General features: G+C 66.7%; 16 protein-coding genes. 15 read left to right on the top strand and 1 reads right to left on the bottom strand.

Translation table 11 applies throughout. The features are described from left to right. The 6 genes from HMPREF1138_RS02335 to nusB all read left to right on the top strand — a co-directional run. Positions 1 to 253: chorismate synthase (locus HMPREF1138_RS02335; RefSeq protein ID WP_009056008.1), on the top strand; the 253-nt coding region annotated here is incomplete at its 5' end. After that, entirely contained in the window at positions 250 to 759 is a 510-nt protein-coding gene (locus HMPREF1138_RS02330) for a shikimate kinase (protein ID WP_009056074.1), read from the top strand. The genes HMPREF1138_RS02335 and HMPREF1138_RS02330, both read left to right, overlap by 4 nt. After that, on the top strand, positions 756 to 1,838 hold the full coding sequence (gene aroB, locus HMPREF1138_RS02325; protein ID WP_009056056.1) for a 3-dehydroquinate synthase: 1,083 nt from the start codon (positions 756 to 758) through the stop codon (positions 1,836 to 1,838). The genes HMPREF1138_RS02330 and aroB overlap by 4 nt, the downstream gene beginning before the upstream one ends. Next, positions 1,835 to 2,359: a shikimate kinase gene (locus HMPREF1138_RS02320; RefSeq protein WP_039936556.1), complete on the top strand. Its 525-nt coding sequence runs from the start codon at positions 1,835 to 1,837 to the stop codon at positions 2,357 to 2,359. Before aroB ends, HMPREF1138_RS02320 begins: the two co-directional genes overlap by 4 nt. 24 nt (positions 2,360 to 2,383) lie before the next feature. Beyond that, on the top strand, positions 2,384 to 2,947 hold the full coding sequence (efp, locus tag HMPREF1138_RS02315) for an elongation factor P (RefSeq protein WP_009055954.1): 564 nt from the start codon (positions 2,384 to 2,386) through the stop codon (positions 2,945 to 2,947). After that, positions 2,947 to 3,585 carry a transcription antitermination factor NusB gene (nusB, locus tag HMPREF1138_RS02310; protein ID WP_009055976.1) on the top strand — a complete coding sequence of 213 codons (639 nt, stop codon included), beginning with the start codon at positions 2,947 to 2,949 and terminating at the stop codon, positions 3,583 to 3,585. Before efp ends, nusB begins: the two co-directional genes overlap by 1 nt. 101 nt (positions 3,586 to 3,686) lie before the next feature. On the opposite strand, the gene HMPREF1138_RS02305 is transcribed toward nusB, so the two are convergent. Then, complete coding sequence (locus tag HMPREF1138_RS02305; protein WP_050981220.1) at positions 3,687 to 3,983, bottom strand: DUF2249 domain-containing protein; 297 nt, start codon at positions 3,981 to 3,983, stop codon at positions 3,687 to 3,689. A 364-nt stretch (positions 3,984 to 4,347) separates the two neighbouring features. On the opposite strand from HMPREF1138_RS02305, the gene pyrR reads away from it, so the two are divergent. From pyrR to rpoZ, 9 genes are all read left to right on the top strand, one after another. Then, positions 4,348 to 4,911 (top strand): bifunctional pyr operon transcriptional regulator/uracil phosphoribosyltransferase PyrR, encoded by a 564-nt coding sequence (gene pyrR, locus HMPREF1138_RS02300; protein WP_009056024.1) that lies wholly within the window; start codon positions 4,348 to 4,350, stop codon positions 4,909 to 4,911. A gap of 3 nt (positions 4,912 to 4,914) precedes the next feature. Next, positions 4,915 to 5,901 carry an aspartate carbamoyltransferase catalytic subunit gene (locus HMPREF1138_RS02295; protein WP_009055958.1) on the top strand — a complete coding sequence of 329 codons (987 nt, stop codon included), beginning with the start codon at positions 4,915 to 4,917 and terminating at the stop codon, positions 5,899 to 5,901. Further along, on the top strand, positions 5,894 to 7,213 hold the full coding sequence (locus HMPREF1138_RS02290; RefSeq protein ID WP_009055946.1) for a dihydroorotase: 1,320 nt from the start codon (positions 5,894 to 5,896) through the stop codon (positions 7,211 to 7,213). Before HMPREF1138_RS02295 ends, HMPREF1138_RS02290 begins: the two co-directional genes overlap by 8 nt. After that, a complete protein-coding gene (carA, locus tag HMPREF1138_RS02285; RefSeq protein WP_009056052.1) occupies positions 7,210 to 8,397 on the top strand; it encodes a glutamine-hydrolyzing carbamoyl-phosphate synthase small subunit in 1,188 nt (395 codons plus the stop codon). The genes HMPREF1138_RS02290 and carA overlap by 4 nt, the downstream gene beginning before the upstream one ends. Continuing rightward, on the top strand, positions 8,397 to 11,696 hold the full coding sequence (gene carB / locus HMPREF1138_RS02280) for a carbamoyl-phosphate synthase large subunit (protein ID WP_009056084.1): 3,300 nt from the start codon (positions 8,397 to 8,399) through the stop codon (positions 11,694 to 11,696). The genes carA and carB overlap by 1 nt, the downstream gene beginning before the upstream one ends. Beyond that, positions 11,693 to 12,559 carry an orotidine-5'-phosphate decarboxylase gene (gene pyrF, locus HMPREF1138_RS02275; RefSeq protein ID WP_009056078.1) on the top strand — a complete coding sequence of 289 codons (867 nt, stop codon included), beginning with the start codon at positions 11,693 to 11,695 and terminating at the stop codon, positions 12,557 to 12,559. Before carB ends, pyrF begins: the two co-directional genes overlap by 4 nt. A gap of 101 nt (positions 12,560 to 12,660) precedes the next feature. Beyond that, entirely contained in the window at positions 12,661 to 12,972 is a 312-nt protein-coding gene (gene mihF, locus HMPREF1138_RS02270; protein WP_007589281.1) for an integration host factor, actinobacterial type, read from the top strand. A gap of 27 nt (positions 12,973 to 12,999) precedes the next feature. Next, positions 13,000 to 13,557, top strand: a complete 558-nt coding sequence (gene gmk, locus HMPREF1138_RS02265; protein WP_009055970.1) for a guanylate kinase — start codon at positions 13,000 to 13,002, stop codon at positions 13,555 to 13,557. Positions 13,558 to 13,593: 36 nt separating this feature from the next. After that, positions 13,594 to 13,860: a DNA-directed RNA polymerase subunit omega gene (gene rpoZ, locus HMPREF1138_RS02260; RefSeq protein ID WP_003792400.1), complete on the top strand. Its 267-nt coding sequence runs from the start codon at positions 13,594 to 13,596 to the stop codon at positions 13,858 to 13,860.

Raw genomic sequence — 13,860 nt, 5'->3', positions numbered from 1 at the left:
ACGCGCCGGCTTCAAGCCGATCTCGACCGTCCCTCGCGCCCTGCGCAGCGTGGATCTGGCCACCGGCGAGGAGGCGGTGGGCCTGCACCAGCGCTCCGACACCTGCCAGGTCGTTCCCGGCGCCGTCATCGCCGAGGCCGAGGTGGCCCTGGTGCTGGCCGACGCCCTCTTCGACCACGCTGGCGGGCGCTCGGTGGGCGAGATGCGCCGCAATCTGGCCGCCTACCTTCAGGTCGTGGGTGAGCGCGCATGAGCGTCAACCTACCCATCGTGCTCGTCGGCCTACCCGGCGCCGGTAAGTCGAAGGTCGGTCGCCTGCTGGCCTCCCGCCTCGGCGTGGACCACGTGGACACCGACGATCTCGTCGAAGAGCGCCAGGGGCGACCGATCGCCGACATTTTCGCCGTCGATGGTGAGGCCGCCTTCCGCGTCATGGAAACCGACGCGGTCGCTTGCGCGCTCACGCGCAGCGCAGTCGTGTCTCTGGGTGGGGGAGCGGCGGCCACGCAGGCCGTGCGCGACCTGCTCGCTGGCCACACCGTCGTCTACATTGACGCTCCCCACGAGGAGCTCGTGCGCCGTACTGCGTCCAAGACCCATCGTCCTTTGCTCGCGACGGATCCCGACGGGGCGCTGCGGCGCCTGCGCGAGGCACGCGAGCCCCACTACCGCGCCGTCGCCACGCTGACCGTTTCCAGCGGTCCGGGCCCAGCCGACGGCGTCGTCACCGACATTCTCACCAACCTGGAGCACTCATGAGCACCACCATCGAGGTGACCGGCGTCCAGCCGTCGACCATCACCGTCGGACGCGATCTCGGTTTCGATCCGATCGTCGCCGCTCTCGACTCGGCGGCGACCAAGGCCCTCATCGTCCACGCCCGCCCACTCGCCTCCCGTGCGCAGGCCCTGGCGGAGTACCTGCGTGAACGGGGCATTGAGGCCTCAACTGCCGACCACCCCGACGCCGAGGCCGGCAAGTCGATTGAGGTCGTTGCCTCCCTGTGGGACGAGTGCGGTCGTCTCCAGCTTGGGCGTAAAGATGCGATCATCGCCATGGGCGGCGGAGCAACCACCGACATGGCCGGTTTCGTCGCCGCCACATGGCTGAGGGGCATCACGCTCATCAATGTTCCGACGACGCTGCTCGCCATGGTTGACGCAGCCGTCGGCGGCAAGACCGGGATCAACACGTCGGTAGGTAAGAATCTCGTCGGCTCGTTCTACCCGGCCCGCGCCGTCGTCGCCGATATGGATCTCCTTGAGACCCTGCCCGCACCCGATCTGGCGGCCGGTGCTGCCGAGGTTATTAAGTGCGGTTTCATCGCGGACCCGACGATCCTGCGCATCGTCGAGGAGACGGACCCGAGCGAGCTTCTGCGATCAAACAGCCCGCAGCTCGCGGAGATCACCACCCGCGCGATCGCCGTCAAGGCCCGCGTCGTCTCCGCTGACCTGACCGAGGGAGGCCTGCGCGAGATTCTCAACTACGGGCACACGCTCGCCCACGCGATCGAGCGCGCGAACGACTACACGTGGCGCCACGGCGATGCGGTCGCCGTCGGCTGCTGCTTCGCCGCGCGACTCGCTCACGCCCGTGGGCAGCTCAGCGCCGAGAATGTTGCGCGCCACGACGAGCTCTTCTCCCGCGTTGGCCTCCCCACGCGCTACGAGGGAAGCACTCTGGAGGAGCTGACGCGCATCATGTTGTCAGATAAGAAGGTACGCCGCGGGATTCTGCGCTTCGTCCTGCTGGACGGGATCGCAAACCCGCGCACCGAGGCCGTCGAACCCGGCGAGCTCTGCGTCCCCGCCGAGGCGATCGGAATTCGCCCATGAGCATGGTCGTCCTCATCGGAGTGACGGGCTCGGGCAAGACGACGGTCGGTTGGATCCTGTCTCAGCGCTACGCACTCCCGCTCTACGAGGTCGACGATGCCGTTGAGGAGAGCCTGGGCGCGCCAATGCGCACCCTCGTCGTCGGGCGCGACCCGCGCCTGCCCGAGGCCTCTCGCGCTCAGGCAGCGCGCCTCTTAGACGCTAACGAGGGCATTGTCACGCTCGGCGCCTCGCAGCCGCTTGACTCCGCCACGGCCTCGGCAATTCAACGAGCACGTGCCAAGGGCGCGCACATCGTCGAGCTCGGCGCCGACCTTTCCGCGGTATCTCGCCGAGAAAACCTGGGTGCACCACGCTCGGTCGGCCTGGGTGCACCCCGCGCGGTCCTCACCCAGCTGATGAACCAGGCCCGCGAGGCGTATGCGGCCGTGGCCGACACAACAGTGGATACGAGTGCCCGCACCCCGCAAGAAGTCGCGGATTTGGTCGCCCGCGCGTGTAAACTGACCCCTGATTACTGATTCCTTCACAAGTGAGGTACCCCTGTGGCAACGACAAATGATCTGAAGAACGGCCTCGTCATGGTGATCGACGGCCAGCTCTGGCAGGTTGTCGAATTCCAGCACGTCAAGCCCGGCAAGGGCCCGGCCTTCGTGCGCACCAAGATCAAGAACGTGCTGTCCGGCAAGACCGTCGACAAGACCTTCAACGCCGGCCTCAAGATCGAGACCGCGACCGTCGACCGCCGCGATATGACGTACCTGTACCAGGACGGCACCGACTATGTCTTCATGGACCAGTCCACCTACGAGCAGATCAACGTTCCCGCCGAGACCGTGGGCGATGCCCGCAACTTCATGGTCGAGAACCAGGACGTCATCGTCTCCCAGCACGACGGCACCGTCCTGTTCGTTGAGCTGCCCGCGACTGTCGTTCTGACGATCACGCACACCGAGCCCGGCCTGCAGGGCGACCGTTCCTCCGCCGGCACCAAGCCCGCGACGCTCGAGACCGGCTACGAGATCCAGGTCCCCCTCTTCATGGAGGAAGGCACCCGCGTCAAGGTCGACACCCGCGACGGCTCGTACTCGGGCCGCGTGACCGAGTAATGTCGAAGCAGCACCGCTTCACGTCGCGCACGAAGGCCCGCAAGCGCGCGGCCGACGTCGTGTACGAGGCCGATCAGCGCGGGATGGGGTCTAACCCCGACGTGCTGCGCGACCTTCTGCGCGAGCGCCGCGTCATCACTGCGGCTCAGACTCCGCTCCCGGAGTTTTCGATTCAGATCATTGCCGGTGTGGCGGATAACCTGCGTCGCATCGACTCGTTGATATCAGCGCACGCGCGCGTACCCGGGCTGGATCGTATCGCCGCCGTGGACCTGGCCGTCATGCGCGTGGCCGTGTGGGAGATGCTCGAGAACGACGAGGTGTCGCCGATCATCGTGATCGACGAGGCGATCTCTATCGTTCGCTCGATTTCGACGGATACGTCGCCGTCCTTCGTCAATGCGGTCCTCGACGCGATTCGCAAGGATCTGGCCTCGCCAGCGTGGTCGCGTAGAGAGGGCCGCGAGGAGGAGTCTTCCGCTCTTTCCGAGGCCGAGGCGTCCCAGACGAGTCACGTGGACTCAGGTGAGGATCTGCCCGTTCAGGAGGCGCCCGCCAGGTCGCTTCCCGTCGGCGCGAAGCCGCTTGACGGTGCCAGTGTCGACGACGAGCTCGACGAGCTGCTCGAGGAGTACTGAGCCGACGCCTCGACGACAATAGTGCATGGGTGTGGCCGCCACGATCGTTCGTGGCGGCCACACTTGCATGCGTCAGCGTTTTGATCCCTGGTCGGGCGCCCTCACAGGGAGACGCGCGTGGTGCGCACGTCCCAGTACTGCGGGCCATCGACGAGGACCTCGAAGGTCCATTCGCCGGGCAGCTGCATGATCTGCGCGAGCAGGGGGCGGGGCAGGTGGGGAGCGCGGATGATGAACGACTCACCGGCGTTCATCGACCCGGCTGCGCCGAGCACCGCCGCATGACGGAGCCGGTGGGGGATAGCGGTCGCATCGATCGTGGGCTCGTCGCCGTCGTGTCCTCCACACCCGCAGCCGCCGCCGTGGACCCCGGGCGTAGGCAGTTCTTCAATGGTCATTGCGTGATCGTCCTGTCTGTCGACGTTGAATGGGTGCGCGTAATCGCACGGTACCAATTTTAACGGCTTCATCCCTTTCATTCGCTTCGTAGGTGACGGGCGCGCTATTTACGTGATGCATCGATACCCGGTAGGGGTATGCTTCTATACCCCTACCGGGTATATCCCTCGCAGCTTCGCGCCCCGGCGTCCACCTCGGGGACATGCCCCACGCCGCACCCAGCCCTCATCGCGCCGCCTCATATGCCCTCCCACGTGGCCTTTCACACGCGCCCGCGATCCGCGAGTGTCACACTGGGCGCGTACCATTGATCTGGAACACATCCTTTAATGACCGTCCCGTGAGGCGGGGAAGGAGCTCGCAGTGGGATCACTGCACGCTGATCGCGCATCGCGCGGCAAAGAAGTATTGGGAGCAGGCGACGTCGCCCGCTCTCTGACACGCATCGCCTACGAAATCATCGAACGCAACGGTGGCAGTGACAATCTCGTCATCGCCGGCATTCCGACTCGCGGAGCCACCCTCGCGCGCAGGCTTGTCAACAGGATTCGCGAAGTGTCCGGCACCTACGCGGACCTGGCGATCATCGACGCCACGATGTTCCGCGACGACCTGGCCAGCCAGCCGCTGCGCGCCCCCAAGGAAACGCTGATTCCAGTCACCGGCATCGATGGAAAGACAGTCGTCCTGGTAGACGACGTCCTGTACACGGGCCGCACGATTAAGGCCGCCCTCGATGCGCTCAGCCGCATCGGCCGACCCGCGGCCGTCCAGCTCGCCGTCCTGATCGACCGCGGCCACCGCGAGCTGCCGATCCGACCGGACTACGTCGGCAAGAACTTGCCGACATCGCGGGATGAAACAGTCACCATCCTGCTTGACGAAACCGATGGGCGCGACGGCGTCCTGCTAGGGAAGGGCCTGTAAGCGATGAGCTTGAGCCATCTTATTTCGATCCGCGACGTGACCCGCGAGGAGGCGATCTTGATCCTCGACACGGCGGAGCAGATGGCCGCCACACAGCGCCACGGCGTCAAGAAGCTTCCGACGCTTCAGGGAAAGACCGTCGTCAATCTCTTCTTCGAAGATTCGACGCGCACCCGCATCTCCTTCGAGACGGCTGCCAAGCGCCTGAGCGCCGACGTCATCAACTTCCAAGCGCGAGGCTCGTCCGTGTCCAAGGGCGAGTCCCTCAAGGACACGGCACTGACGCTGCAGGCGATGGGCGCGGACGCCGTCATCGTGCGCCACTCCTCCTCCGGCGCCGCCCACCGCCTGGCCCACGCCGGATGGATGGACCTGCCCGTCCTCAATGCCGGTGACGGCACCCATCAGCATCCGACGCAGGCGCTGCTCGACGCGATGACGCTGCGCCGCCACTACGCGCCGTCGCTGGGAGAAGACGGCACCCCCGCTCCCGGCTCCGGCCTCGACGGGGCGCACGTCGTCATCGTCGGCGACGTTCTCCACTCGCGCGTGGCGCGCTCCAACGTCGACCTACTGACGCTCCTGGGTGCCCGCGTCACCCTGGTCGCGCCCCCGACGCTTCTGCCGATCGGCGTGGACACCTGGAACTGCGACACCTCCTACGACTTTGATGAGGCCCTGGCGAGCCGCCCCGACGCGGTCATGATGCTGCGCGTCCAGCGCGAGCGCATGTCGAGCGCCGGCGGCGGCTTCTTCCCCTCGCCGGGCGCCTACCACGCCGAATACGGCCTGACCCCCGAGCGTTTCGCGAAGCTGCGCTCCGACACGGTTGTCATGCACCCCGGCCCCATGAACCGGGGCCTCGAAATCTGCGCCAAGGCAGCCGACTCAGACCAATCTGTCATCGTCGAGCAGGTGTCCAACGGCGTGTGTATCCGCATGGCTGCCCTCTACCTGCTCCTCGCATCGGAAGGACATAGCAATGACTGAACAGACCCGTGACATCCTGATCACCGGCGCTTCGCTGCTCGGCGGGGAGCCCACCGACATTGCGTTGTCCGGCGGCACGATCGTCGCGATCGGCGCCGACGCTCGCGACGCCGTGCGAGACCCGCGCGTCATCGACGCGGAGGGCCTCATCGCCCTGCCCGGCCTCGTCGATATTCACACCCACCTGCGCCAGCCCGGCGGCGAGGACGCCGAGACCGTCTTCACGGGCACCCGCGCGGCCGCCGTCGGCGGCTACACGGCCGTGCACGCGATGGCGAACACGACGCCCACGCAGGACAGCGCGGCCATCGTCGACCAGGTGCTGCGCCTGGGCGAGGAGGCCGACTGGGTCGAGGTGCGCCCCGTCGGCGCGGTCACCAAGGGCCTGGAGGGCAAGCATCTGGCCGCCCTCGGCTCGATGGCCCGCTCGCGCTCGAAAGTGCGCGTCTTCTCCGACGATGGCAAGTGCGTGTCCGACCCCGTTCTCATGCGCCGCGCCCTCGAATACGTCAAGGGCTTCGGCGGCGTCATCGCCCAGCACAGCCAGGATCCTGCCCTCACCGAGGGCGCGCAGATGAACGAGTCGGCGCTGTCCGGTGAGCTCGGCCTGGCCGGCTGGCCCGCCGTCGCCGAAGAGGCGATCATCGCCCGCGACATCCTGCTCGCCAAGCACGTGGGCTCGCGCCTGCACGTGTGCCACCTGTCCACGGCGGGCTCCGTCGACCTCGTGCGTTGGGGCAAGGCGCAGGGCGTCGACATTACGGCCGAGGCCACGCCCCACCACCTGCTGCTCACCGAGCAGCTGGCCGCCACCTACGATCCGCTCTACAAGGTGAACCCGCCGCTGCGCCGCGCGGAGGACGTCGAGGCGGTGCGTGAGGGCCTGGCCGACGGCACGATCGATTGCATCGGCACCGACCACGCCCCCCACCCCCTCGAGATGAAAGACTGCGAGTGGCAGGCCGGTGCCTTCGGCATGACGGGACTGGAAACGGCGCTGCCGATCCTCATCGAGACGATGGTCAATACCGGTCGCATGGACTGGACGGATATCGCTCGCGTCATGTCGACGGTTCCCGCCCGCATCGGCCGCGTGCAATCGCAGGGCCAGGGCCTCGTCGTCGGTGCCCCCGCGCATGTGGCCCTCGTGGACGCCACCGTCCGCGTGACGGTCGATCCTGCCAAGCAGTGGACGCGCTCCACGAACTGCCCCTTCCGCGGCATGGAACTGCCCGGTCAGGTGCGCTACACCATTTTCAACGGCGTCCCCACGGTCGTCGACGCCACCCCGATTGCCAAGGAGGACCGATGACCACGTCCGATATCGCTTTGCTCGTCCTGGAGGACGGAACCGTCTTCAAGGGCCGCGCGTGGGGCGCGAGGGGCCGCACGCTCGGCGAGATCGTGTTCTCGACCGGCATGACCGGCTACCAGGAGACGCTCACCGACCCGTCGTACCACCGCCAGATCGTCGTCATGACGGCCCCTCACATCGGCAACACCGGCGTCAACGACGAGGACCCCGAGTCCTCGCGCATCTGGGTCGCGGGCTTCGTCGTGCGCGACGCAGCGCGCCGCGCCTCCAACTGGCGCTCGCGCCGGGAGCTGGAAGATGAGCTGATCGCCCAGGGCATCGTCGGCATCGCGGACGTCGATACGCGTGCGATCACGCGCCACATTCGCGAGCGCGGCGCCATGCGCGCCGGCATCTTCTCGGGGGATGCGCTGCCCGTGGGCGCGCAGTACCTGGGGGATGAGGCCGTGGCCTCGCTCGTGCGCATCGTCGCCGATTCTCCCGCGATGAGCGGAGCTGCGCTGGCCGCCGAGGTGTCGACAGACGAAACCTACGTGGTGGAGCCCCTCGGCGACTTCGAGGGCAAGGAACCCATCGCGCGCGTCGTCGCCGTGGATCTGGGCATCAAGTCGCGCACGCCCTACCACCTGGCCGCGCGTGGAGCGCGCGTCTACGTGGTGCCCTCGAGCGCGTCTTTCGCGGACATCGAGGCGCTCAAGCCGGACGGCGTGTTCTTCTCTAACGGCCCCGGCGACCCGTCGACCGCCGACCACGAGATCGGCGTGCTGCGCGCCGTGCTGGACGCGGGCATCCCGTACTTCGGTATCTGCTTCGGTCACCAGCTGTTCGGACGCGCCCTCGGGTATGGCACCTACAAGCTAAATTACGGGCACCGCGGCATCAACCAGCCGGTGAAGGACGTGGCGACGGGCCGCGTCGAGATCACCGCCCACAACCACGGGTTCGCGGTTGATGCGCCCGTGGGGGAGCCCTCGGTTGCCCCCTTCGAGTCGGGCAGGTACGGCCGCGTCGAGGTCTCGCACGTCGGGCTCAACGACGGCGTCGTCGAGGGCCTGCGGGCCCTGGACATCCCTGCCTTCTCCGTCCAGTATCACCCCGAGGCAGCCGCCGGCCCACACGACGGCGAGCTGCTGTTTGATCGCTTCATGTCCCTGATGAGCGCCGCTAAGGAGACCCACTGATGCCCCGCAGGAATGATCTGTCCTCCGTCCTCGTCATCGGGTCGGGCCCCATCGTCATCGGCCAGGCGTGCGAGTTCGACTACTCGGGCACGCAGGCATGCCGCGTCTTGAAGGAGGAGGGCCTGCGCGTCATCCTCGTCAACTCCAACCCGGCAACCATCATGACCGACCCGGGCATCGCGGACGCCACCTACGTCGAGCCGATCACCCCGGAGGTCGTGGCGTCGATCATCGAGAAGGAGCGCCCCGACGCGCTGCTGCCGACCCTGGGCGGCCAGACGGCCCTGAACACGGCCGTCGCCCTGTCCGAGATGGGCGTGCTCGAGCGCTTTCACGTCGAGCTCATCGGCGCCTCGATTGACGCGATCCGCGCGGGCGAGGACCGCGAGGAGTTCAAGGAGATCGTCGAGCGTTCGGGCGCCGAGGTTGCGCGTTCCTTCATCGCCCACACGATGGAGGAGTGCCACGCTGCCGCCGCCGAGCTCGGCTACCCCCTCGTCGTTCGTCCCTCCTTCACGATGGGCGGCCTCGGCTCCGGTTTCGCGCACACCCCGGAGGACCTCGAGCGCATCGCCGGCCAGGGCCTGGCCGCCTCCATCACGACCGAGGTGCTCCTGGAGGAGTCGATCCTCGGGTGGAAGGAATACGAGCTTGAGCTCATGCGCGACAAGGCGGACAACGTCGTCGTCGTCTGTTCGATCGAGAACGTCGACCCGGTCGGCGTGCACACGGGCGACTCGATCACGGTCGCCCCGGCTCTGACCCTCACCGACCGCGAGATGCAGCGCCTGCGCGACATCGGCATCGCCGTCATCCGCGCCGTGGGCGTGGACACTGGCGGCTGTAACATCCAGTTCGCGATCCACCCCGAGACGGGCCGCATCATCGTCATCGAGATGAACCCGCGCGTGTCGCGTTCCTCCGCCCTGGCCTCGAAGGCGACGGGCTTCCCGATCGCGAAGATCGCCGCGCGCCTTGCCACCGGCTACACCCTCGACGAGATCCCCAACGACATCACGGGCTCGACCCCGGCCTCGTTCGAGCCGACGCTCGACTACGTGGTCGTCAAGGTCCCGCGTTTCACCTTCGAGAAGTTCCCGGCCGCTGACCCCACCCTCACCACGTCGATGAAAGCCGTCGGCGAGGCCATGGCAATCGGCCGTTCCTACACGGAGGCCCTGCAGAAGGCGCTGCGCTCGATCGACAAGGGCGGCGTTCAGTTCCACTGGGACGGGCCGGCCCCCACCCCCGAGGAGACCCGCGCGCTCGTGGAGGCTGCGGGAGTCGGCACCGAGGGGCGCCTCGTCCAGGTCCAGCAGGCGATTCGCGGGGGCGCGACCCTTGAGGAGCTCTACGAGTCCACGAAGATCGACCCGTGGTTCTTGGACCAGATGTTCCTCCTCGACGAGGTCGCGACCCGCATCCGAGGGGCCGAGGCCCTCACGGGCAACGTCCTCGCCGAGGCGAAGCGTCACGGCTTCTCCGACCGTCAGATCGCCGCCATGCGCGGCCTGTCGGAGGACACGGTGCGCGAGGTGCGCGGCGCGTTTGGCATCCACCCGGTCTTCAAGACGGTCGACACCTGCGCCGCCGAGTTCGCCGCCCGCACGCCCTACCATTACTCGACCTACGACCAGGAGAACGAGGTGCGCCCGCGCGAGCGCGAGGCCGTCATCATCCTGGGAGCCGGCCCTAACCGCATCGGCCAGGGCATCGAATTCGACTACTCGTGCGTGCATGCCGCCATGTCGCTGCGCGGCCGCTACGAGACGATCATGGTCAACTGCAACCCGGAGACGGTCTCGACCGACTACGACATCTCGGACCGACTCTACTTCGAGCCCCTGACCCTCGAGGATGTGCTGGAAATCTACCGTGCCGAGTGCGCGGCCGGCCCCGTCAAGGGCATGATCGTCCAGCTCGGTGGCCAGACCCCGCTGTCGTTGGCCGCCGACCTCGAGCGCGCCGGCGTGCCGATCCTGGGCACAAGCCCGCGGGCCATCGACCTGGCCGAGGACCGCGAGGAGTTCGGCAAGGTTCTCGAGGCGGCCCACTGCCCGGCACCCGCACACGACACGGCGCACACGCCCGAGCAGGTCATTGCCGTCGCCGAGAAGGTCGGATACCCGGTCCTCGTTCGCCCCTCCTTCGTGCTGGGCGGGCGTGGCATGGCGATCATCAACGACGAGCCGGCGCTGCGCGAATACCTCGCCAGCCACGACTCCGAGCTGCTCTTCTCGCGCGGCCCGCTTCTCATCGACCGCTTCCTCGACGCGGCCATCGAGATCGACGTGGACGCCCTGTACGACGGCCAGGAGCTCTTCATGGGCGCCATCATGGAGCACATCGAGGAGGCGGGCATCCACTCGGGTGACTCTTCCTGCGTGCTGCCTCCCATGACGCTGTCTGCACGTGAGCTGGAGCGCATCACCGCCTCGACCGAGGCGATCGCGCGGGGAGTCGGCGTGCGAGGCCTCATCAACATTCAGTTCGCGCTGCTCTCCGACACCCTCTACGTCATCGAGGCAAATCCGCGCGCCTCCCGCACCGTCCCCTTCGCCTCGAAGGCGACCGGCGTGCAGCTGGCCAAGGCCGCGGCCCTCATCCAGGTGGGTGATTCGATCGCGTCCTTGCGTGAGCAGGGCCTTCTGTCCACACACGACGCGCGTGAGATTCACGACGGCGGATCGATCGCCGTCAAGGCCGCGGTCCTGCCGTTCAAGCGTTTCCGCACGGACAAGGGCGAGATCGTCGACACCGTCCTCGGTCCCGAGATGCGTTCGACCGGCGAGGTGATGGGCATCGACCGCGACTTCCCGACAGCCTTCGCCAAGTCACAGCTCGGTGCATCGACCGACATGCCGACCTCGGGCACGGTGTTCATCTCCATCGCGGACACAGACAAGCGCGCGATCGTCCTGCCGGCTGCACGCATGCATGAGATGGGATTCAACATCCTCGCAACGTCCGGCACCGCCTCCGTGCTGCGCCGCAACGGCATCGAGGCCCAGTCTGTGCGCAAGTCCTCCGAGGGCCGCGGCGACGGGGGAGAGCCGACGGTCGTCGACCTGATCAACGAGGGGTCGATCGACCTGGTCGTCAACACGCCACAGCGCAGCGCCCCGCGTAACGACGGCTACCAGATCCGCGCGGCCGCGGCCTCGCAGGATCGCCCCGCCGTCACGACACTCCAGGCGTTCAACGCGATGGTGCAGGCCATCGAGGTGCGCATGCGCGGAGCCTACTCCGTGCGCTCCCTGCAGGAATGGGATTCGATCCGATCGGAGGAAACACGATGAACCCGCACTCCGCCACCCGTCCGATTCGCCTCGGTTTCGGAGACCGCCTCTACGCCGCCATGGAAGAGCATGGTCCCGTGTGCGTGGGCATCGACCCGCACGCCTCGCTACTGGCCCAGTGGGGATTGGATGATGACGCGAACGGCGTTCGAGAGTTCTCTCTTCGCGTCGTTGAGGCCCTGGGTGGGCGCGCCGCCGCCTTCAAGCCGCAGGCCGCATTCTTCGAACGCCATGGCTCGCGCGGTGTCGCGGTCCTCGAGGAAGTCATTGCGGCCTGCCGCGAGGTCGGCACGCTGTGTATCGTCGATGCTAAGCGCGGCGACATCGGCTCCACCATGGCCGGCTATGCGCAGGCCTATCTGTCGGATGATTCGCCGCTCGCCGGCGACGCTGTCACTCTGTCTCCCTACCTGGGGGTCGGCTCGTTGACCCCCGCTCTTGAGCTTGCGAAGCAGACGGGACGGGGAGTGTTTGTCCTGGCGCTGACCTCCAACCCCGAGGGCGCCTCCGTGCAGCACGCGCGCGGAGAGGACGGACGCAGCGTCGCAGGTCACGTGGTGTCCCAACTAGCGGACTTCAACGCCTCCTGTGACCAATCACACCTTGGTCCTGCGGGCATCGTCATCGGTGCCACCGTGGGCGATGCCGTGCAGCGTCTCGACATCGATCTTCCGGCACTAAAAGGCGCTTTTTTGGCTCCAGGAGTGGGCGCGCAGGGTGCCGGTCCGATGCAGGTCAGGCAGGTTTTCGCGGGCGCGGAAGACGCCGTGTTAGCCTCGTCGTCCCGCGCGATTCTGAGCGCGGGCCCGAGTGTGGCCGGACTGCGCGACGCCTACCTTGCGACAGTCGATTCTCTGAAATAACCTATCGAGTTAATCAGAAGTCGGCGTTTTGGGATGGCGCATGTGCTTTGAGAGGTGACATAGTTTAATTACCGAAGATCCCAGCGGAGGAGATGATCAGAATGGCACTACCTGATCTCACGCCGGAACAGAGGGCACAGGCCCTCGAGAAGGCAACTCAGGCACGGCGTCGTCGCGCCGAGGTCAAGAACGCGCTCAAGGCGCGCTCGATGAACCTGTCTGAGGTTTTGGAACTCGCCGATTCCGACGAGGCCGTGGCGAAGATGAAAGTCGTTTCGCTTCTGGAGTCGCTGCCGCGCGTCGGCACGAACACGGCCGCTGTCCTGATGGACGAGTACAAGATCGCCCAGAGCAGGCGAGTGCGAGGCCTCGGCCCCGTCCAGCGCAAGGCACTGGTCGAGCGTTTCGGCTGATACGGGTACGCATGGCACAATTGAGCCATGACTCAGGCTCAATTGACAGTCCTTGCTGGCCCGACCGCCGTTGGAAAGGGAACCGTCGTCACCGCTCTTCGTGAGCGCTACCCGCACCTGTTGGTGTCGGTTTCGGCGACGACTCGCCATCCTCGGCCCGGTGAAGTGAACGGCGTCCACTACTACTTCGTTTCCCCCGAAGAATTCGATTCCATGATCGAAGGGGGAGAGATGTTGGAGTGGGCGCTTGTTCATGGCACAAACAAGTACGGCACCCCTCGCGGTCCTGTCGATGCGGCTCTGGCGGCTGGCGAGCCAGTCCTGCTCGAGATCGACCTGGCGGGCGCGCGACAGGTTCGCGCTAATCGCCCCGACGCCCAGTTCATCTTCCTGGCTCCGCCCTCCTGGGAGGAGCTGGAGCGCCGACTCGTCGGCCGCGGCACCGAAGGCCCGGAGGAACGCGAGCGCAGGCTCGCCACGGCCCGCGTCGAGATGGACGCCGCCTCCGAGTTCGATCACGTTGTGATCAACGACGATATTGATCGCGCGGTGCGTGAGCTGGCCGGGCTCATTGGCCTGGAGTAGTATCTATCTGAATCTGCCATTGAGAGGAAGACACGCATGTCCGGAATTGTTGCCCAGCCCGTGGGTATCACCTCCCCGCCTATTGACGATCTGCTGGAGCACGTCGATTCCAAGTACGCGCTGGTTATTTTTGCCGCGAAGCGTGCTCGCCAGATTAACTCCTACAACCTGCAGCTTCAGCAGAACATGATCCAGTTCGTGGGTCCCGTCGTCGACGTTCAGCCCGACGAGAAGCCTCTGGCCGTGTCTCTGCGTGAGATCAACGAGGGCCTGCTCTCTCTCGAAGCAAACCCCGAGGCCTGA

Origin of the sequence: Actinomyces sp. ICM58 (assembly GCF_000283035.1) — a bacterium.
Lineage (GTDB): Bacteria > Actinomycetota > Actinomycetes > Actinomycetales > Actinomycetaceae > Pauljensenia.
This window is presented reverse-complemented; position numbering and strand designations above follow the sequence as displayed.

What these genes read in the sequence shown, in the direction of transcription:
- HMPREF1138_RS02330 (WP_009056074.1), top strand. Translation starts at nt 250, where the DNA reads ATGAGCGTCAACCTACCCATCGTGCTCGTCGGCCTACCCGGCGCCGGT.
- aroB (WP_009056056.1), top strand. Translation starts at nt 756, where the DNA reads ATGAGCACCACCATCGAGGTGACCGGCGTCCAGCCGTCGACCATCACC.
- HMPREF1138_RS02320 (WP_039936556.1), top strand. Translation starts at nt 1,835, where the DNA reads ATGAGCATGGTCGTCCTCATCGGAGTGACGGGCTCGGGCAAGACGACG.
- nusB (WP_009055976.1), top strand. Translation starts at nt 2,947, where the DNA reads ATGTCGAAGCAGCACCGCTTCACGTCGCGCACGAAGGCCCGCAAGCGC.
- HMPREF1138_RS02305 (WP_050981220.1), bottom strand. Translation starts at nt 3,983, where the DNA reads ATGACCATTGAAGAACTGCCTACGCCCGGGGTCCACGGCGGCGGCTGC.
- HMPREF1138_RS02295 (WP_009055958.1), top strand. Translation starts at nt 4,915, where the DNA reads ATGAGCTTGAGCCATCTTATTTCGATCCGCGACGTGACCCGCGAGGAG.
- HMPREF1138_RS02290 (WP_009055946.1), top strand. Translation starts at nt 5,894, where the DNA reads ATGACTGAACAGACCCGTGACATCCTGATCACCGGCGCTTCGCTGCTC.
- carA (WP_009056052.1), top strand. Translation starts at nt 7,210, where the DNA reads ATGACCACGTCCGATATCGCTTTGCTCGTCCTGGAGGACGGAACCGTC.
- carB (WP_009056084.1), top strand. Translation starts at nt 8,397, where the DNA reads ATGCCCCGCAGGAATGATCTGTCCTCCGTCCTCGTCATCGGGTCGGGC.
- pyrF (WP_009056078.1), top strand. Translation starts at nt 11,693, where the DNA reads ATGAACCCGCACTCCGCCACCCGTCCGATTCGCCTCGGTTTCGGAGAC.
- mihF (WP_007589281.1), top strand. Translation starts at nt 12,661, where the DNA reads ATGGCACTACCTGATCTCACGCCGGAACAGAGGGCACAGGCCCTCGAG.
- gmk (WP_009055970.1), top strand. Translation starts at nt 13,000, where the DNA reads ATGACTCAGGCTCAATTGACAGTCCTTGCTGGCCCGACCGCCGTTGGA.
- rpoZ (WP_003792400.1), top strand. Translation starts at nt 13,594, where the DNA reads ATGTCCGGAATTGTTGCCCAGCCCGTGGGTATCACCTCCCCGCCTATT.